Source organism: Microbacterium sp. K35, from assembly GCF_004794375.1.
GTDB classification, from domain to species: Bacteria; Actinomycetota; Actinomycetes; order Actinomycetales; family Microbacteriaceae; genus Microbacterium; species Microbacterium sufflavum.
The window spans coordinates 17,965-34,803 of sequence record NZ_SSDM01000133.1; the positions used below are offsets into that span (position 1 = coordinate 17,965).

The 16,839-nt window shown below is 70.4% G+C and carries 16 protein-coding genes; 9 read left to right on the plus strand and 7 right to left on the minus strand.

From position 1 onward, the window contains the following. Positions 1-4: 4 nt before the first annotated feature. From DW299_RS04255 to DW299_RS04285, 7 genes are read right to left on the minus strand one after another with little or no spacing between them, the layout of a single operon-like run. Positions 5-529: a 3-hydroxyanthranilate 3,4-dioxygenase gene (locus DW299_RS04255; protein ID WP_136033880.1), complete on the minus strand. Its 525-nt coding sequence runs from the start codon at positions 527-529 to the stop codon at positions 5-7. Next, positions 526-978, minus strand: a complete 453-nt coding sequence (locus DW299_RS04260) for a RidA family protein (protein ID WP_136033882.1) — start codon at positions 976-978, stop codon at positions 526-528. Before DW299_RS04260 ends, DW299_RS04255 begins: the two co-directional genes overlap by 4 nt. After that, positions 975-1,781, minus strand: a complete 807-nt coding sequence (locus DW299_RS04265; RefSeq protein ID WP_136035832.1) for a 2-keto-4-pentenoate hydratase — start codon at positions 1,779-1,781, stop codon at positions 975-977. The genes DW299_RS04260 and DW299_RS04265 overlap by 4 nt, the downstream gene beginning before the upstream one ends. After that, entirely contained in the window at positions 1,778-2,815 is a 1,038-nt protein-coding gene (dmpG, locus tag DW299_RS04270; RefSeq protein WP_136035833.1) for a 4-hydroxy-2-oxovalerate aldolase, read from the minus strand. The genes DW299_RS04265 and dmpG overlap by 4 nt, the downstream gene beginning before the upstream one ends. Further along, entirely contained in the window at positions 2,812-3,750 is a 939-nt protein-coding gene (locus DW299_RS04275) for an acetaldehyde dehydrogenase (acetylating) (RefSeq protein ID WP_136035834.1), read from the minus strand. Before DW299_RS04275 ends, dmpG begins: the two co-directional genes overlap by 4 nt. Further along, the gene (locus tag DW299_RS04280; RefSeq protein ID WP_205814323.1) at positions 3,747-4,577 is read right to left on the minus strand and encodes a 2-keto-4-pentenoate hydratase; all 831 of its coding nucleotides are present in this window, start codon (positions 4,575-4,577) and stop codon (positions 3,747-3,749) included. Before DW299_RS04280 ends, DW299_RS04275 begins: the two co-directional genes overlap by 4 nt. Further along, positions 4,574-6,082 carry a 2-hydroxymuconic semialdehyde dehydrogenase gene (locus DW299_RS04285; protein WP_240744646.1) on the minus strand — a complete coding sequence of 503 codons (1,509 nt, stop codon included), beginning with the start codon at positions 6,080-6,082 and terminating at the stop codon, positions 4,574-4,576. Before DW299_RS04285 ends, DW299_RS04280 begins: the two co-directional genes overlap by 4 nt. 83 nt (positions 6,083-6,165) lie before the next feature. Here DW299_RS04285 and DW299_RS04290 point away from each other — a divergent pair, with 83 nt between their 5' ends. The 9 genes from DW299_RS04290 to DW299_RS04325 form a co-directional block, all read left to right on the plus strand. After that, positions 6,166-7,134: a LysR substrate-binding domain-containing protein gene (locus tag DW299_RS04290; protein WP_136033891.1), complete on the plus strand. Its 969-nt coding sequence runs from the start codon at positions 6,166-6,168 to the stop codon at positions 7,132-7,134. Positions 7,135-7,257: 123 nt separating this feature from the next. Beyond that, positions 7,258-8,871 (plus strand): LVIVD repeat-containing protein, encoded by a 1,614-nt coding sequence (locus DW299_RS04295; protein WP_136035836.1) that lies wholly within the window; start codon positions 7,258-7,260, stop codon positions 8,869-8,871. A gap of 100 nt (positions 8,872-8,971) precedes the next feature. Then, positions 8,972-10,462 carry a DHA2 family efflux MFS transporter permease subunit gene (locus tag DW299_RS04300; RefSeq protein WP_136035837.1) on the plus strand — a complete coding sequence of 497 codons (1,491 nt, stop codon included), beginning with the start codon at positions 8,972-8,974 and terminating at the stop codon, positions 10,460-10,462. A 56-nt stretch (positions 10,463-10,518) separates the two neighbouring features. Continuing rightward, entirely contained in the window at positions 10,519-11,643 is a 1,125-nt protein-coding gene (locus tag DW299_RS04305) for an ABC transporter ATP-binding protein (protein WP_168443073.1), read from the plus strand. Between the two features lie 57 nt (positions 11,644-11,700). Next, complete coding sequence (locus DW299_RS04310) at positions 11,701-12,861, plus strand: type 2 periplasmic-binding domain-containing protein (RefSeq protein ID WP_136035839.1); 1,161 nt, start codon at positions 11,701-11,703, stop codon at positions 12,859-12,861. Positions 12,862-12,863: 2 nt separating this feature from the next. Next, on the plus strand, positions 12,864-14,726 hold the full coding sequence (locus tag DW299_RS04315) for an ABC transporter permease (RefSeq protein WP_136035840.1): 1,863 nt from the start codon (positions 12,864-12,866) through the stop codon (positions 14,724-14,726). A gap of 314 nt (positions 14,727-15,040) precedes the next feature. Then, on the plus strand, positions 15,041-15,904 hold the full coding sequence (locus DW299_RS04320) for a hypothetical protein (protein ID WP_136035841.1): 864 nt from the start codon (positions 15,041-15,043) through the stop codon (positions 15,902-15,904). 11 nt (positions 15,905-15,915) lie between these two features. Then, positions 15,916-16,077 (plus strand): hypothetical protein, encoded by a 162-nt coding sequence (locus DW299_RS18885; RefSeq protein WP_168443074.1) that lies wholly within the window; start codon positions 15,916-15,918, stop codon positions 16,075-16,077. Between the two features lie 184 nt (positions 16,078-16,261). Then, positions 16,262-16,839: LLM class flavin-dependent oxidoreductase (locus tag DW299_RS04325; RefSeq protein ID WP_136035842.1), on the plus strand; the 578-nt coding region annotated here is incomplete at its 3' end.

The window sequence follows — 16,839 nt, forward strand, 5'->3', positions numbered from 1 at the left end:
CGCGTCAGCCCTTGCCGGGATGGACGGTGCCGCACTCGGGGCAGGTGCGCCCCTCCTCGCTGTCGTAGAACTCGCGGAACACCGGCGGCAGGTCCTCCACGATGTCGCGCACCTGCAGCTCGACCTCGTGCACCTTGGTGTTGCAGTTCGGGCAGAACCACGCGAACTTCTCCAGCGTGCCCTCCTCGCGGATGCGCTCGATCACGATGCCGATCGACCCCTCCTCGGGGCGCTGCGGGGAGTGGAACACGTTGCCGGGCAGCAGCCACATCTCGCCCTCGCGGATGTCGATGCGCTGCGGGCCGTCCTCCGTCTGGATGTTCACGTGCATGTTGCCGCGGTACTGGTAGAACCACTCCTCGTACGGATCGAAGTGGAAGTCGGTGCGCTGGTTGGGGCCGCCGACGACCTGCACGATGAAGTCGCCCATCGGCGTCCACGCGGCCTTGTTGTTGACCGGCGGCTTCAGGAGGTGCTCGTTCTCCGTGATCCAGGCGGCGAAGTCGATGACGGGTGGGATGGTGCTCATTTCTCCTCCTCGAGAGTGGCAGGGGTGGTGCGGTCGGGGCGCCTCGCGATCGCCTGGATCTCGAGGCGCAGGTGCGGATGCGGCAGGGCGTGCACGGCGACCGTGGTGCGGGCCGGGCCCTGCTCGTCGAAGTACTCGGCCCAGACGGCGTTGTAGGGGGCGAAGTCGTTCATGTCGACCAGGAACGTCGTGGCCTGCACGAGGTCGTCGAGGTCGCAGCCCGCGGCGGCCAGCACCGCGCGGATGTTCTCGATCACGGCGCGGGTCTGCACCGCGACGTCGAGCCGGGTCGCCCCGAACTCGTCGACCTCGGCGCCCGCGATCGTGTTGTCGGGGCGGCGGCTGGAGGTGCCCGACACGAACACGAGGTCGCCGCTGAGCTTGGCGTGCGGGAAGCGTCCGCGCGGGGTGGCCTTGCCCTCCACGAGGATGCCGCGGGACTCGGTCATGATGCTCCCTTCGGGCCGGACGACGCGGAACCGTCGTCCGTGCGGATCGTGACGCCGCCCAGACCGGTGACCGTCGCCTCGACCACACCGCGGTCGGGCAGGGGAACAGCGGCGGTCGCGGCCCCGGCGAGGAGCACCATGCCCGCCCGCAGCACGAAGCCGTGGCGGGCGCCGAGTCGAGCGGCCGCGAGGACGGCGCGACCGGGGTCGCCGAGGATCGCGGCGGTCGAGCCCGTCGCGGCGATGCGGCCGTCGACCTCGAACCGCACGGCCCGGTTGTCGATGGCGCCCGCGCGGTCGAGCGGCGTCCAGGGGCCGATCGCGTAGGCCGCGGCGGAGGCGTTGTCGGCCACCACGTCGGCGAGGCTGAAGCGGAAGTCGCGGTACCGGGAGTCGATGATCTCCAGGGCGGGGGCGACCGCGGCCACCAGTTCCGACAGCGGCCGGTCGACCGCGGATGCGTCGAGGTCGGCGCGAAGGAGGTAGGCGACCTCGGGCTCGATGCGCGGGTGGATGGCGGACCGCCGCGCGAACACGCCGTCGTCGTCCAGGCGCATGGCATCGGTCAGGGTGCCCAGGATCACGTCGTGCACACCCATCTGCTGCGCCTTGGCCTGACTCGTGAACCCGAGCTTGACCCCGGTGATGTGCTCGCCGCGGGCGACCCGTCGGGCGATGAGGGCGTGCTGCGTGGCGTAGGCCGTGGCGAGGTCGACCTCCTCCGTGGGCGACAGCTGGTTGATGGGCGCGGCCGTGCGCTGGGCGGTGTCGAGGGCGGCGGCGTAGACCGCGTCGGTGCTCATGAGGCCGCCCCCGCGGAACGCGCGGCGACCAGGTCGAGCGCGACATCGACGATCATGTCCTCCTGGCCGCCCACCATGCGCCGTCGTCCGAGCTCGACCAGGATGTCCCGCGCGTCGAGGTCATGCGCCGCGGCCGCGCGCTCGGCGTGCAGCAGGAAGCTGGAGTACACGCCCGCGTAGCCGAGGGTGAGCGTCTCGCGGTCGACGCGCACCGGACGGCGCTGCAGCGGACGCACGAGCTGCTCCGCCGCGTCCTGCAGCGCGAACAGGTCGCACCCGTGCTCCCATCCGAGCAGATCCGCGACGGCGACGAACGCTTCGACGGGGCAGTTGCCCGCTCCGGCGCCCTGGCCCGCGAGCGAGGCATCGACGCGGTATGCGCCGTGCTCGACGGCGGTCACGCTGTTGGCGACGCTCAGCGAGAGGTTCTCGTGCGCGTGGATGCCGATCTGCGTCGCGGGGTCGAGCGCGTCGCGGTAGGCGTCCACGCGCGCGGCGACGTCGGCCATCGTGAGGCGTCCGCCCGAATCGGTCACGTACACGCAGTGGGCGCCCGCCTGCTCCATGATCCGCGCCTGCTCGGCGAGCCCGCGCGGATCGTTCAGGTGGCTCATCATCAGGAACCCCGACACGTCCATGCCGTGCTCGCGCGCCCACGTGATGTGCTGGATCGCGACGTCGGCCTCGGTGCAGTGCGTCGCGACCCGCACGCTCGCGACACCGAGGTCGCGGGCGCGGGCGAGGTCGTCGATCGTGCCGATGCCGGGCAGGATCAGGGTCGTCAGCACCGCCCGGTCCAGGACCTCGGCGGCCGCCGCGATCCACTGCCAATCGGTGTGGGCGCCGTGCCCGTAGGCGACGCTGGATCCGCCGAGGCCGTCGCCGTGCGCGACCTCGATCGCATCCACGCCCGCCGCCTCCAGGGCCCGGGCGATGTCGCGAACCTGGTCGGTCGTGTAACCGTGGCCGATGGCGTGCATGCCGTCGCGCAGCGTCACGTCCTGCACGTACACGCGCGGAGTCGAGCCGGTCATGCGGGAACCCCCGTCCGTCGGGCGACGAGTCGCTCGGCGGTGCGCAGGGCGGCCGAGGTCATGATGTCGAGATTGCCCGCGTACTCCGGAAGGTAGTGCCCGGCGCCGGTCACCTCCAGCAGCACGGTCACGCGCGTGCCGCGGAGCGCCCGGTCGAGCGCGGGGACGTACCCCTCGTCGACCGCGTCGAACTGCACGTCCTGCGCGAGCCGGTAGCCGCCCACGTACCCCTGCACCGCGGCGACCATGTCGGTCACCGAGGTGCGGACGGCGTCGCGGTCGAGCGTGGCGGGGTCGCCCTCGACCAGGCAGTACACGGTGTCGCGCATGATGAGCGGGGGGTCGGCGGGGTTCAGCACGATGATGGCCTTGCCGCGCTCGGCGCCCCCGATCACCTCCAGCGCGCGGGCCGTGGTCTCGGTGAACTCGTCGATGTTCGCGCGGGTGCCGGGTCCTGCGGACTTCGAGGCGATCGAGGCGACGATCTCGGCGTATGCGACCGGGGCCACGCGCGACACGGCGGCCACCATGGGCACGGTCGCCTGCCCGCCGCACGTGACCATGTTCACGTTGGTGGCGCCCGCGTGCGCGTCGAGGTTCACCACGGGCACCACGTAGGGGCCGATCGCGGCGGGGGTGAGGTCGACCATGAGCCGTCCGGCGTTGCGCACGAGGGCGTCGTTGCGGGAGTGCGCGCCGGCCGAGGTCGCGTCGAACACCAGCTCGACATCGGCGAACTCGGGCAGGGCGAGCAGCCCGTCCACCCCCTCGTGCGTGGTGGCGACACCCAGGCGGCGGGCGCGCGCGAGGCCGTCCGAGTGCTCGTCGATCCCGGCCATCGCCACCACGTGCAGCGTGGTCGACAGCCGCTTCACCTTGATGAGCAGGTCCGTGCCGATGTTGCCGGAGCCGATGATGGCGATTCCCGTGGTCATGCCGCCGCCCCTTCCGTCGCCGTGCCGGAGGCCGTGCCGTGGAAGTCGGCGCGCACCTCTCCGAGTCCGTCGAGCCGGGCGCGGAACACGCCGGCCGTCGCGTCGACCATGGGCCCGAGCGCCCCGGACAGGATCACCTCGCCCGCGCGCAGCGGCTGTCCGCGCCGGGCGACCTCGCGCGCCAGCCAGGCCACCGCGATCACGGGGCTGCCCAGGCACGCGGCGCCGCTGCCGGTCGAGACGGGGCGCCCGTCGCGGTCGAGCGTCATGCCGAGCGCGGTCAGATCCAAGCCGTCGAGCCGGCGGGGGGTCGTGCCCAGCACGACCGCGCCGCTGGAGGCGTTGTCGGCGATGGTGTCGGTGAGGCGGATGTCCCATCCCGCCACCCGGGAGTCCACGACCTCGATCGCGGGCAGCACGAACTCCGTCGCCCGCAGCACGTCGGCGACGGTCGTGGTGGGGGAGTCGAGGTCGCGCCCGAGCACGAACGCCACCTCGGCCTCGGCGCGCGGCTGCAGGAAGCGCCCGAGGTCGAGCGGCTCCCGGTCGGCGTGGATCATGTCGTCGAGCAGCACGCCGTAGTCGGGGCTGTCCACGCCGAGCTGCGCCTGCACGACCGGCGAGGTGAGGCCGATCTTGCGCCCCACGATGCGCCGGCCCCCGTCCACGCGACGGGCGATGCCGAGCGACTGCACGGCGTACGCGGCGTCCTGGTCGGTGTCGCCGAGCAGGTCGCGCACCGGAGCGCACGGGCGACCGGTCTCGGCCGCCCGGCGCAGCCGCTCGTCTGCGGTCCGCACGGCCTCGGTGTCGAGGAGCTCGGTCACAGCTGCACGCACACGTTCGTCGGCTCGGTGTAGAACTCGAGCGAGTGGTGGCCGCCCTCGCGACCGATGCCGGAGAGCCCCACGCCGCCGAACGGGCTGCGCAGGTCGCGCAGGTACCAGGTGTTGACCCACGACATGCCGGTGCGCATCTGCTGGGCGACGCGGTGACCGCGGGTGAGATCGGTGGTCCAGGTGACGGCGGCGAGCCCGTAGTCGGTGTCGTTCGCGAGCCGGATCGCCTCCTCCTCGCTGTCGAACGGGATGAGGGCGGCGACCGGGCCGAACACCTCCTCGCGCACGGTGCGGTGGCTGTTGTCGAGCCCGGTCCACAGCGTCGGCTCGATCCAGGAGCCGCCGTCGAGTCCGTCGCCGAGGGTCGGCACCCCGCCACCCGCGAGCACCGTGGCGCCCTCCGACACCGCGAGGTCGAAGTACGACTGCACCTTCTGCCGGTGCGCCTGCGAGATCAGCGGGCCCGTGGTGGTCGCGGGGTCCTCCGGCCGACCGAGGCGCAGCCGCCCCGCGTGCTCGGCGAGCCCGGCCGCCACGTCGTCGAACACCGACCGCTCGACGTAGATGCGCTCGGTGCACAGGCACACCTGGCCCGTGTTGAGGTAGGTGCTGCGGGCGAGTCCGGCCACCGCGGCGTCGAGGTCGGCATCGGCGAACACGAGCGCGGCGTTCTTGCCCCCGAGCTCGAACGACACCGGACGCACGCGTGGTGCGACGGCCCGCATGATCGCGGAGCCCGTGGACGATTCGCCCGTGAAGGTCACACCGTCGATGCCGGGGTGCTTCGTGAGGGCCTCGCCCGCGGAACCCGCGCCGAAGCCGTGCACCACGTTCACCACCCCGGCCGGCACCCCCGCCTCCGCGAGGATCTCGGCGAGCAGCGTGGCCGACGACGGCGTCTCCTCGGACGGCTTGATCACCACGGTGTTGCCGGTGGCGAGGGCCGGCGCGAGCTTCCACGTGAGCAGCAGCAGCGGCAGGTTCCACGGCACGATCACCGCGACCACGCCGAGGGGCTTGCGCACCGCGTAGTTGAGGGCGCGGCGGCCGTCGGGCAGTTCGGTGAGGAAGGAGTCGAGCCCGGTGGCGGAGACCGTGTCGGCGAAGGAGCGGAAGTTCGCGGCGGCCCTGGCCACGTCGAGGTCGCGGGCGAGGGACTCGGGCTTGCCGGTGTCGCCGACCTCTGCGGCCACGAGCTCGTCGGCGCGGCGGTCGATCGCGTCGGCGACGCCCCGCAGCAGGCGGGCGCGCTCGGCCACCGTCATGCGACCCCACGGTCCGTCGAACGCGGCGCGGGCGGCAGCCACCGCACGGTCGACCTGCTCGGCCCCGGCCTCGTGCACCTCGGCGATCAGCGTGCCGTCGATCGGGCTGATCTTGGCGAAGGAGCCGATGCCCTCGACGCGCTCGCCGGCGATCAGGTTGTGGATCGCGCGGGGCGCCCGGCCCTGCTCGGCGGCAGGGCGGGGAGGCGTCATCGTCTCGGAAGGCATGCGCTCAGGCTAGGAACGTCGAAGGGATGCCGACAAATACTCTCTTGATGCACTGCCATGCCCCCACGGCTATAGTCCCGCTCATGGTCACCGATCGACTGCTCGACGGCCGGGTCAAGATCCGGCACCTCGTCCTCATCACCGCGATCGCCGACGAGGGCACGCTCGTGCGCGCGGCCGAGTCGCTGCACATCACCCAGCCCGTCGTCACGCGCGGTCTGCGCGAGGTGGAGGAGGTGCTCGGGGTCGCACTGTTCGAGCGCCTGCCGCGCGGGGTCAGACCGACGCCGTACGGGCACGCGTTCATCGAGCGGGCCCGGTCCGTGCTCGCCGAGCTGCGGGCGGCGGGGGAGGAGGTGCGGCTGCTGCAGTCCGGGCAGCTGGGCACGGTCACGGTCGGCACGCACCTGGCGGGGTCGAACCTGCTGCTGCCGCGGGCGATCGCGGGGCTGAAGGCCGAGCATCCCCGGCTCACGGTGGTGGTGCGCGAGGGCACGCCCGACACCCTGCAGCAGCTGCTGCTCGCGGGCGACCTCGACCTCACGGTGGGGCGGCTGTCGCCCACGGTGCCGGTGCGACTGGAGCAGGAGCGGCTGCACCTCGAGCCGATCCGCCTGGTCGCGCGGGCCGGGCACCCGGTGCTCGGTGGTGCCAAGGCGCATTCGCTCGCGGAGCTCATCTCCTACCCGTGGATCTTCCCCGTCGCCCAGACCGCCCTGCGCGCGGAGCTGGAGGCGGTGTTCTTCCACGAGGGGCTGCCCCTGCCGCCCGACCGCGTGGAGTGCACGTCGATGCTGACGCTGCGCACGCTGCTGATCTCGACCGACGTGATCGCGGCGCTGCCGATGTTCATCGCGGTCGACGACCGCGAGCTGCGGATCCTGCCCACGCCGCTCAGCTCGATCCGGCGTTCGGTCGGCGTCACGCTGCCCAAGGACCGGGCGCCCTCGCCCGCCGCGACCGCCCTGCTGACGCACCTGCGCGAGGAGGGCGCGCGGCTCGCGGCCCTGGAAAGCGAGTACACGGAGGGGGAGCCGCGACCCCTCGGCTGATATGCCCGGATGGTCATGGCTCTGACCCGTATGGATATTGGACAGCATCGCGGCACCGGGTGAATCTGAGGGGGACGACACGACGTCGTGACGATCCCACCCGATTCAGCCAATGGAGGCGACATGGCCGGCTCTCCCTACGTGCCCGATGCGAAGAAGTACCGTCCGGAGGACTTCGAGCGCGTCGCCGGAGAACCGGCCGATCCCGACCCCTCCACGTGGGGCATGCAGCCCGACGGCACGTTCCTGCCGCCCGCGCACACCCCCTCCGTCCCGCGCGACGTGTTCGTCGACTGGCCCGGTCAGCTCGACTACCGCGACCCGGAGACCTACACGCTCAACGCGAAGGCCGAGGCGTTCTATCCGATCGTGGTGAACACGAGCCATTCGTGGCAGTGCATCTACGACTGGGACGGGCGGCGGCTGATGCTGCACTACGGCGGCGGCAACCACTGGAAGCTGTACGACATCACCGACCCGCGCCACCTCACGATCGTCGACGAGGAGCAGTGGGGCTGGGGCGACCCCCGCCCGCAGTTCGGCGCGACCACCGTGCAGTGGAACCAGGAGCTCGGCGCGTACATCGCGATCCAGGCGAGCGAGACCCCGCGGTACTTCCTCCAGGGGCGCGTCGCCAACAAGTGGCTCGACGACACGGTCGAGGGGCAGCTGAAGGAGTGGGAGGGCCTGCGGGGCTTCCGCACCTGGCGGATGGACGGCCCGAGCCCGCGCGAGTGGACGCTGCTCACCGAGGTGTCGACCGACCCGAACCACTCGCCCGGCGAGATCCAGGAGGGCAACGGCGTGCTCGACCTCCCGGTGTACTACGGCGACAAGTACCTGTTCGTGGCCACCGCGCCCGACAACACCTTCACCAACCAGCCGTACCGCACCACGCTGTGGACCGCGGGCCACGCGGCCTACGACGTGTCCGACCCCGCGAAGCCCGAGCTGCTGTCGACCTGGTGGGTGCCCGGCTCGCGGGCCGGCGAGGAGGACGACTCCCCGTACCTGGCCGACAACGACCGCTGGAACAACAAGACCTCCTGGTTCGGCTCGCGCATGGGCGTGTTCCTGCCCCGCTCGGTCGAGTCGGGCTGGACGTACGGCTACGCGGCGCAGGGCGGCCAGGGCTTCTTCGTGCTCGACGTCTCCGACCCGACCGACATCCACCACGTGGGCTGGTGCCCGCTGCCGACGAGCGTCGCCGGCACCGAGGGCGACAACGTCGACACCACCCAGGTCGAGGAGACCGGGTACGTCTACGTCTCCGGCTACCCGATGAACACCGACTGCTACGAGCCCGCCAAGGAGATCTACCAGATCGACGTGAGCGACCCGACGAACCCGCGGGTCGTGCGCACGCTGCCCCGGCCCACGCCGCCCGCGGAGGCGGCCTTCACCGACTGGGCGCAGCGCCGCGGCTCGTTCGGCCCCAAGCGCTCCGGCTACTTCACCAACACCGGCACGCCGCACGGCGGGGTCATCCCGTATGCGTTCTACGCCGCCGGTCTGCAGATCTTCGACGTGCGCGACCCCGAGGACCCCAAGGTGGGCGCCTACTTCGTGCCGCCGATGGGACTGAAGGACGACGACGATCTCGCCGCACCCGTGCACGGCGTCTTCGTCGAGTGGGACCGCAACCTCATCTGGCTGTTCGCGAACCACGGCATCTACGCCGTGTCGACGCCGCTGCTGGGGGAGCCCGTCACCGGGATCCCCTCCGCCGACGGCTGACCCCGGCCCCCGGAACTCCGGCGTCCGTCCTGCACTCGGGGGCGAACAGGACGGACCCCGGACCACCCGCCCCCCGTGACGCCCCACCCGAAAGCAGCTCATGACGCAGACAGTCCGGCCGTGGCCCGCCCTGTGGGCCCTGTGCATCGGCTTCTTCATGATCCTCGTGGACACGACGATCGTGGCGATCGCCAACCCGGTCATCCTCGCGGCGTTCGACGCCGACCTCACGACGGTGATCTGGGTGACCAGCGCGTACCTGCTCGCCTACGCGGTGCCGCTGCTGATCACGGGCCGCCTCGGCGATCGGTTCGGCCCCAAGCGGGTGTACCTCACGGGACTCGTGCTGTTCACCCTCGCCTCCCTCGCGTGCGGCCTGTCCGGCAGCATCGAGATGCTGATCGCGGCGCGGGCCGTGCAGGGCTTCGGCGCCGCGCTGATGACGCCGCAGACCATGGCGATCATCGCCCGCGTCTTCCCGCCGCGCGGCCGGGGCCAGGCGATGGGGGCGTGGGGTGCCGTGGGCGGCCTCGCGACCCTCGTCGGGCCGATCCTGGGCGGCGTGCTCACCGACACGGTCGGCTGGGAGTGGATCTTCTTCGTGAACGTCCCGGTCGGCGTGGTGGCGTTCGTCGTCGCGTGGCGGCTGGTGCCGGATCTGGACGGCCACCCCCATCGGTTCGACCTGCTCGGCGTGATCCTCTCGGGTGCCGGGCTCTTCCTCCTGGTCTTCGGACTCCAGGAGGGGGAGGTGTACGACTGGGGTGTGATCGCCGGTCCGGTCACGGTGTGGGGGCTGATCGCCGCGGGCGTCGTGCTGCTGGTGCTGTTCGTGGTGTGGCAGCGCGTCAGCCGCTCCGAGCCGCTGATGCCGCTGGCCCTGTTCCGCGACCGCAACTTCTCCGTCGCGAACGCCACGATCTTCCTGGTGGGGGTCGGCATCACCGCGATGCCCGTGCCGCTCGCCTTCTACTTCCAGGTCGCCCGGGGCCTCGACCCCACGCTCGCGGCCCTCATGCTCGCGCCGATGGCGGTGGTGTCCGGAGTGCTCGGGCCGTTCGTCGGAAAGCTCAGCGACCGGGTCGGACCGCGCTGGGTGACCTTCGCCGCGTTCACGATCTCGGCGGTCGCGATGGCCTGGTACGCCGCGACCATGACGCTCGATGCGCCGTTCTGGCTGCTGCTGCTGCCGTCGGCGCTGCTCGGGGTCGGGGTGTCCGGCATGTTCGGGCCGCTGGCCTCGACCGCCACGCGCAACCTGCCGCACACGCAGGCCGGGGCGGGCTCCGGGGTCTACTCGACGACGCGGCAGATGGGCTCCGTCATCGGTTCCGCCCTGCTGGCCGTGCTGATGAACGTGACCCTGGCGGCGCAGATCCGCGGGTTCGTGCCCGGTGCGATCCACCCCGGCAGTGTGCTGTCTGACGAGGACGGCGCGGGGCTGGCGCGGGCGATGTCGCAGTCGCTGCTGCTGTCGGCCGTGGCCTTCGGGGTGTGCGCGCTCGTGGTGCTGTTCTTCGTGAGGCCGCGGCCGTGGGGTGCACCCGCCGCCCCGCAGCCGGTGGCGGCGACGACGGGAGAGGGACGATGATGGCAGCGATGATTGTGGATCCAGAATCCAGAACAGAGGCTCGGGAGAGGACGCCGATGACCGCGAACGCCGGGGGCGGACGACTCGTCGTCGACGCCCTGAAGAAGGACTACGAGCTCGACGGCGCCGCCGTCCCCGTCGTGAAAGACGTCACGTTCACGATCGAGCCCGGCACGTTCTACTCCCTGCTCGGGCCGTCGGGCTGCGGCAAGACCACGACGCTGCGGTGCGTCGCCGGGCTCGAGCGCAGCAACGGCGGAGTCATCTCGCTCGACGGGGGCGTGCTGTCCACCGGCACCCAGCACGTGTCGCCCGACAAGCGCGACATCGGCATGGTCTTCCAGAACTACGCCATCTGGCCGCACATGACCGTGTTCGCCAACGCGATCTTCCCCCTCCAGGTCGCCGGCTCCCGGCTGCCGAAGCAGGAGGCGAAGAAGCGCGCGATGGAGGCACTGGAGCTCGTGCAGCTCGACCACCTCGCGCAGCGCCGCGCCACCGCGCTGTCGGGCGGGCAGCAGCAGCGACTCGCCCTCGCCCGCGCGCTCGCACACCGTCCGCGGCTGCTGCTGCTGGACGAGCCGCTGTCCAACCTCGACGCGAAGCTGCGCGACACCATGCGCAACGAGCTGCGCAGCCTGCAGCGCAGCCTCGGCATCAGCGCCCTCTACGTCACCCACGACCAGTCCGAGGCGTTGTCGATGTCCGACCGGGTGGCCGTGATGAACGGCGGCCGCATCGTGCAGGAGGCCGCCCCGCGCGAGCTCTACGACCAGCCGGCCGACCGCTTCGTGGCGGACTTCGTGGGCCGCGTGAACATGGTGCCCGCCCGTGTGGTCGACCGCGACGGCAGCGATGACGCGGTGGTCGAGGCACTCGGCACCCGGCTGCACACGCCCGTCCCCGACGGGGTCACGGCGGGCGACGAGGTCACGCTGACGCTGCGGCCCGAGGCCGTGCGCTGGCACGAGACCGCGGTCGAGCGCCCCAACGTCGTCCCCGTGCGCATCGTGCGGGTGGAGTTCCTCGGCGAGATCGTCGAGTACGAGGCCGAGGTGCTCGCCGGTGGCGAGACGGTCGGCACGATCGTCGGCCGCGGAGCTCCGCTGGCGACACCCCCCGAGGGCGGCAGGGTCTTCCTCGAACTGGTCCCGCACGCCTGCCGCGTGCTGGCCGCATGACGCAACCCGCACCACACCCGAGATCACGCACCTGATGTCAGAGAGGACATTCGGATCATGAAGAGAACACTGGGAGCCGTCGCCGGAGCGGCGGTCGTCGCACTCGCCCTGAGCGGCTGCGGCACGCAGGCCGAGGCGGGCGACGGCGAGAGCTCGCTGAAGGGCGACGCCGCCGCGGCCACGTGCGACGCGGTCGACGTCGGAGCCATCACGCGCTGCGAGAACTTCTACGACGACTACTGGCCCGAGATCGACAAGCAGCTCGACGCCCTCTACGAGCAGGCGAAGGAGGAGGACGGCGGCACCCTGGTCATCTGGGACTGGTACGAGCTGTCGCCCGACGTGATCGCCCAGTTCAACGAGCGCTTCCCCGACATCAAGGTCGAGACGCGGGGCCTCACCTACAACCTGTCGTCGGCGATCATCTCGGCCAAGGCCACCGGGTCGCGCAACACCGACGTCGTCTCCGGATCGATCACCTCGATGGCCGCGATGTACGACGAGGGCTTCTGGGAGAAGGTCGACTGGCAGAGCTTCGGCGTGCCGGAGGAGTACCTCACCCTCGGTGCCCCCGAGCTCATGCCCGACAGCATCAACGGGTCGCTGCTGCAGTACAACACCGACAAGATCGCGGAGGTCCCGGCGTCGCTCGACGGCCTGCTCGCCCCCGAGTACACCGGCAAGGTGTCGGTCGCCGGCTACAACGCGGTGGTCTTCGCGGGCTACGGCATGGCCGAGGGTGAAGACGCGATGCTCGACCTGATCGACGAGCTGATGTCGTCCGGCACCATGAAGCTGCTCGAAGACCAGGGTGCCCCGCTGTCGAGCGGAGACGTGCCGGTCGCGCTCAACCAGACCCTGTTCAATCCGAACCCGTCGCTGCAGGTGGCGCCGTTCGAGCACTCCGGGGTGTGGGCGCAGTTCTCGGGCGTCAACTCCGACGCGAAGAACAAGCCGGGCGCCGCGCTGTGGACCCTCTGGAACGCGTTCGACCCCGACTGGATCCACCTGCGCATGACCGACGAGCGTTTCGCCAGCACGCAGGTGCCGTTCGCCGGGCTCCCCGCCGCGACCTTCGGAGAGGCCACGGGCCTCATGAAGACGAACGCCGATGCGCTGCTGCTCGGCCTCGACAGCGGTGCCGAGACCGAGACGCAGGACACCCGCGACGACTGGCAGGCCATGATCAACGCGGCCGACAAGGCGCTGAACGGATAACCATGTTCCAGGCACGACGGACCACGGGACGCCGGCGTCCCACCTCGATGACGATCGCGATGGTCGTCTCCGGGATCGTCATCTTCCTCCTGCTCGCGGTGCCGCTGATCGTTCAGGTGATCACCGCGTTCCGTGGTCCGTTCCTGCCCTTCGGGGTCTCGTCCGCCCAGTGGGGCGTCGAGAACTTCGTCACCCTGTGGCAGCTGCGCGAGGACTTCTGGGGCGTGCTCGGCGCGACCGGGGCTTTCGTCGGCGGCTCGACCCTGCTCACGCTGCTGATGGCGTTCGGCCTGGCCTGGGTCACCGTCCGCACCGACGCCCCGTGGCGCCGGCTCATCTCGGTGCTCGTGATCGTGCCGTACATCATCCCGCCGATCGTGAAGGCGCAGGCGTATCTGCTGATGCTGTCGCCCGAGTCGGGTGTGCTGAACCAGCTGCTGCGGCTGCTGCCGTTCGCGAGCGACGTGCCGATCGACCCGTATGCGTTCCCGACGATGATCGTCATCCAGGCGCTCACCAACGTGACCTTCCCGTACCTGATGATCGTGCCGATCCTGACGAACATGGACGGGTCGCTCGAGGAGTCGGCGCGGGTGTCGGGCGCGTCATGGCCGCAGACCCTGCGGCGGGTGACGCTGCCGATGCTGTGGCCGGGGCTGCTCGGGGTGACGGTGCTGACGTTCATCCTCGGCCTCGGCAGCCTGGAGGTGCCGCTGCTGTTCGGCCAGGAGTCGGGGCGCAGCATCTTCGCCCTGAAGCTGTGGACGCTGATCAGCTCGAACGCGGGGGAGCTGCCGCAGTACGGCCTCGCCGCCGCGTGGGGCCTGGTGTTCCTGGTGATCACCACGATCGCGTTCGCGGTGTACCTGAGGGCGACAAGGAACGCGGAGCGCCGCGCCTCCGTGTCGGGCAAGGGCTTCCGGCCGTCGACCATGCGGATGGGGCCGTGGAAGATCCCGGTCATGGTGCTGGTGGCCGTGTTCGTGCTGCTGACCGCGGTGCTGCCGCTGCTCGCGCTGCTGTGGGCGGCGATCACCCCGTACCCGGTGGCGTTCTCGATCGACGCGATGCTGAGCCGCACCGACTTCGGGGCGTTCGGGGTGGTGCTCGCCGACTCCGAGTTCTGGGTGTCGCTCGGGCGCACGGTGCTCATCGCGGGCGGGAGCGCCACGATCGCGGTGGTCTTCGCGACCGTGCTCGCGTACGGCATCGCCCGCAGCAAGAAGACCGGGTGGATGAAGGCGCTCGACCTGTTCGCGTCGTCGTCGGTCGCGATCCCCGCGACCATCGCCGGCTTCGCGATGTTCCTCACCTTCATGGTGCTGAACCCCTACATCCCGCTCGCCGGGACGCTGTTCGCGCTCGTGATCGCCTACTCGTACCGGGTGTCGATCGCGTACCGCTCGTCGTACAGTGCGACGCTGCAGATCAGGCCCGAGCTGGAGGAGGCGGCGCTCACCAGCGGGGCCAGCAGGTTCCAGGGGTTCCGCCGCATCATCGCGCCGCTGCTGATGCCGACCGTGATGGCCGTGTGGATCCAGATGTTCATCCTCGGCACGAACGAGTTCACGCTGCCGGCGTTCCTGGCGACGCCGTCGTCTCGTCCGCTGTCGATGTACATCTACGCCATGATCAACCCGCGGTCCGCGCAGCTCTACGCACCCGATCAGGGTGCCGCGATGGCGCTGATCTTCACCCTCATGGTGTTCGCGATCGGCTACGGCCTGCAGTGGGTGCTGTCGCGCCGCGCGATCGGTCGCACGCGCAAGACCGTCGCCGCCGGCCTCCCCGACCTCGCCGCCGCGGCGCCCGCCCCCGCCGACTCCGCCACCGTGACCCTCGCCGTGCAGCGCCGTCGCCGCTGAGTGGGCGGTACAGGCGGGTCGGTCGCGTCGGCTGTCTCCTGGACGATCGGTCTTGCCGCCCTCCTCGGATGGCGGAGGGCGTGACTCCGAAAGAGGACGGGTCGAGTACCGCGGCCGCGTATCGGCCCGGCCTTCCGGGCATCGAGTTCGTGCTTAGTGCCGGAATACTGCTGAGCCTGCATCGACGAGCTCCTGCGGTTTGACGGGGAACTCTCTGCGGCGTCAGCCTCTCCTGAAGCCGAGTCCCTCGAACGGCGGACAGACAGGTTCGAATGCGCGTCATAGCTTGAGCTGCGGCGGGTCGGCTGCTCACGGTGAGCGCGATGGATGGAGAAACTGTGCGTGTACATCAGAATCGGCGGATTGCGCTTGGCGCGTGTGTGGCGGTGAGCCTGCTCGCGACCGGGTCGCTGGGCTACATCGCTGGCTCCGCTTCGGCCCGGCCGGCTTCGACCCTCAACGGGACTCTGACGTCCGAGGCCTCGAGCGGCATAGAGGCCGTATCAGCCGGCGGTGAGGCCTCGACTCTGACGGGTGAAGCCGCCGAAGCCTATGAGGAGAACACGACTCCTATCGACCAGACCGACGTGACGTTCGACGAGAACACGGCGTTGTCGAGGGCGGAAGTTGAGGAACGAAAAGATGCACTAGCCGACCACTATTCAGTGGGACAGCCACTGAGCGCTGAGGACCTTGAGTTCATGCGCGCGTACTTGATAGACGCGGAGCCTCCCGCAAGTGCCAGTTCACCCGCGATCGAGGCTGCGGCATACGGCGGTGCCGAAGCCCGCATCGTCCCCGCTGCGTTGTACAACCTCAATCAATCGTTCAACGTGACAATATCGGGGGCTGGCGCCACAGCGAACGCTAGTGGCCGCATTACTGGTGGTATCGATCTCGTGGATGCCAACTGGGGCGTTTCGTGGACGACCAAGCGCACGGGTGGCAAAGCGCTGACCAAGATCACGAGTTCGGTGAAGGCAGATGCATTCGGGGCGGTGGCTGCTTGGCCGTTTGTCGGACTGATCTACTCGAAGTCTTACAGCGCCACCTCACCAAGCGGGGCGAGTAGTTGGTCGTTCTCCCGGAACGGAAGAGCGACGGGCGCAGTAGCGTACATGCAGATGGATTGTCGGTCTTACGTGTACACCACCTCCGGGTCGTTTGCGCTGCCGTAAGGAGTACGAAGATGGACGCGTCACTTTTCAGCTGGTCGGGGCTGATCATCAGCTTGCTGGTCGTCGCGGCGATTCTCGCTGTCGCCTTCATTCTCGTGCGCGGCGTTGTTCGTTTCATCCAGCGACGAACTCGGCATCGTGCGAATGGAGGCGCGTTGGACGAGGGGCTGTAGTTCGGTCAACGAATGACGAGGGTGTGGGTGGTGTGTTCAGGCACGCCACCCACGCTTTTGTGCTCGACGCCAAACGCATGGCGCCGACCCCGGGAGCAACAAATCTCAATCCCACAGCTAGCCGCTTGACTTTTGGATCCAGTATCCATTCAATGGAGACAGCGACGACGCGAGAGGAGGGGCCATGCACATCGGGTACGCCGCGATGCTGGAGCAGGTCCAGCCTTCCGCCGTCATCGAGAACTGCATCGCCGCCGAGGCCCACGGGTTCCGCGGCATCATGGCCACGGACCACTTCCAGCCGTGGCTCCCGCGACACCGGGCCTCCGCGCACGTGTGGACCATGCTCGGCGCGATCGGCGCGCACACCACGGGCGACCTGGGTCCCGGCGTCACGACCCCCGGGTTCCGCACGCACCCGGCCGTGGTCGCGCAGGCCGCCGCCACGCTGGCCACCCTGTACCCCGGCCGCGCGTGGCTCGGGGTCGGCTCCGGCGACGCGCTGAACGAGCACATCACGGGCGGCTACTGGCCCGAGCCCGCCGAGCGCATCGACCGCATGTTCGAGGCCGTCGACATCATCCGCAAGCTCTTCACCGCCTCGCTCGCGGGCCGCGACACCCGCCACCGCGGCGAGCACTTCCGCATGGAGTCCACCCGGCTGTGGACCATGCCCCCGGCCGCGCCCCCGGTGTTCGTCGCCACCGCGGGCCCCGTCACCGCGCGCCGCGCCGGCCGCAACGCCGACGGCCTCATCACGGT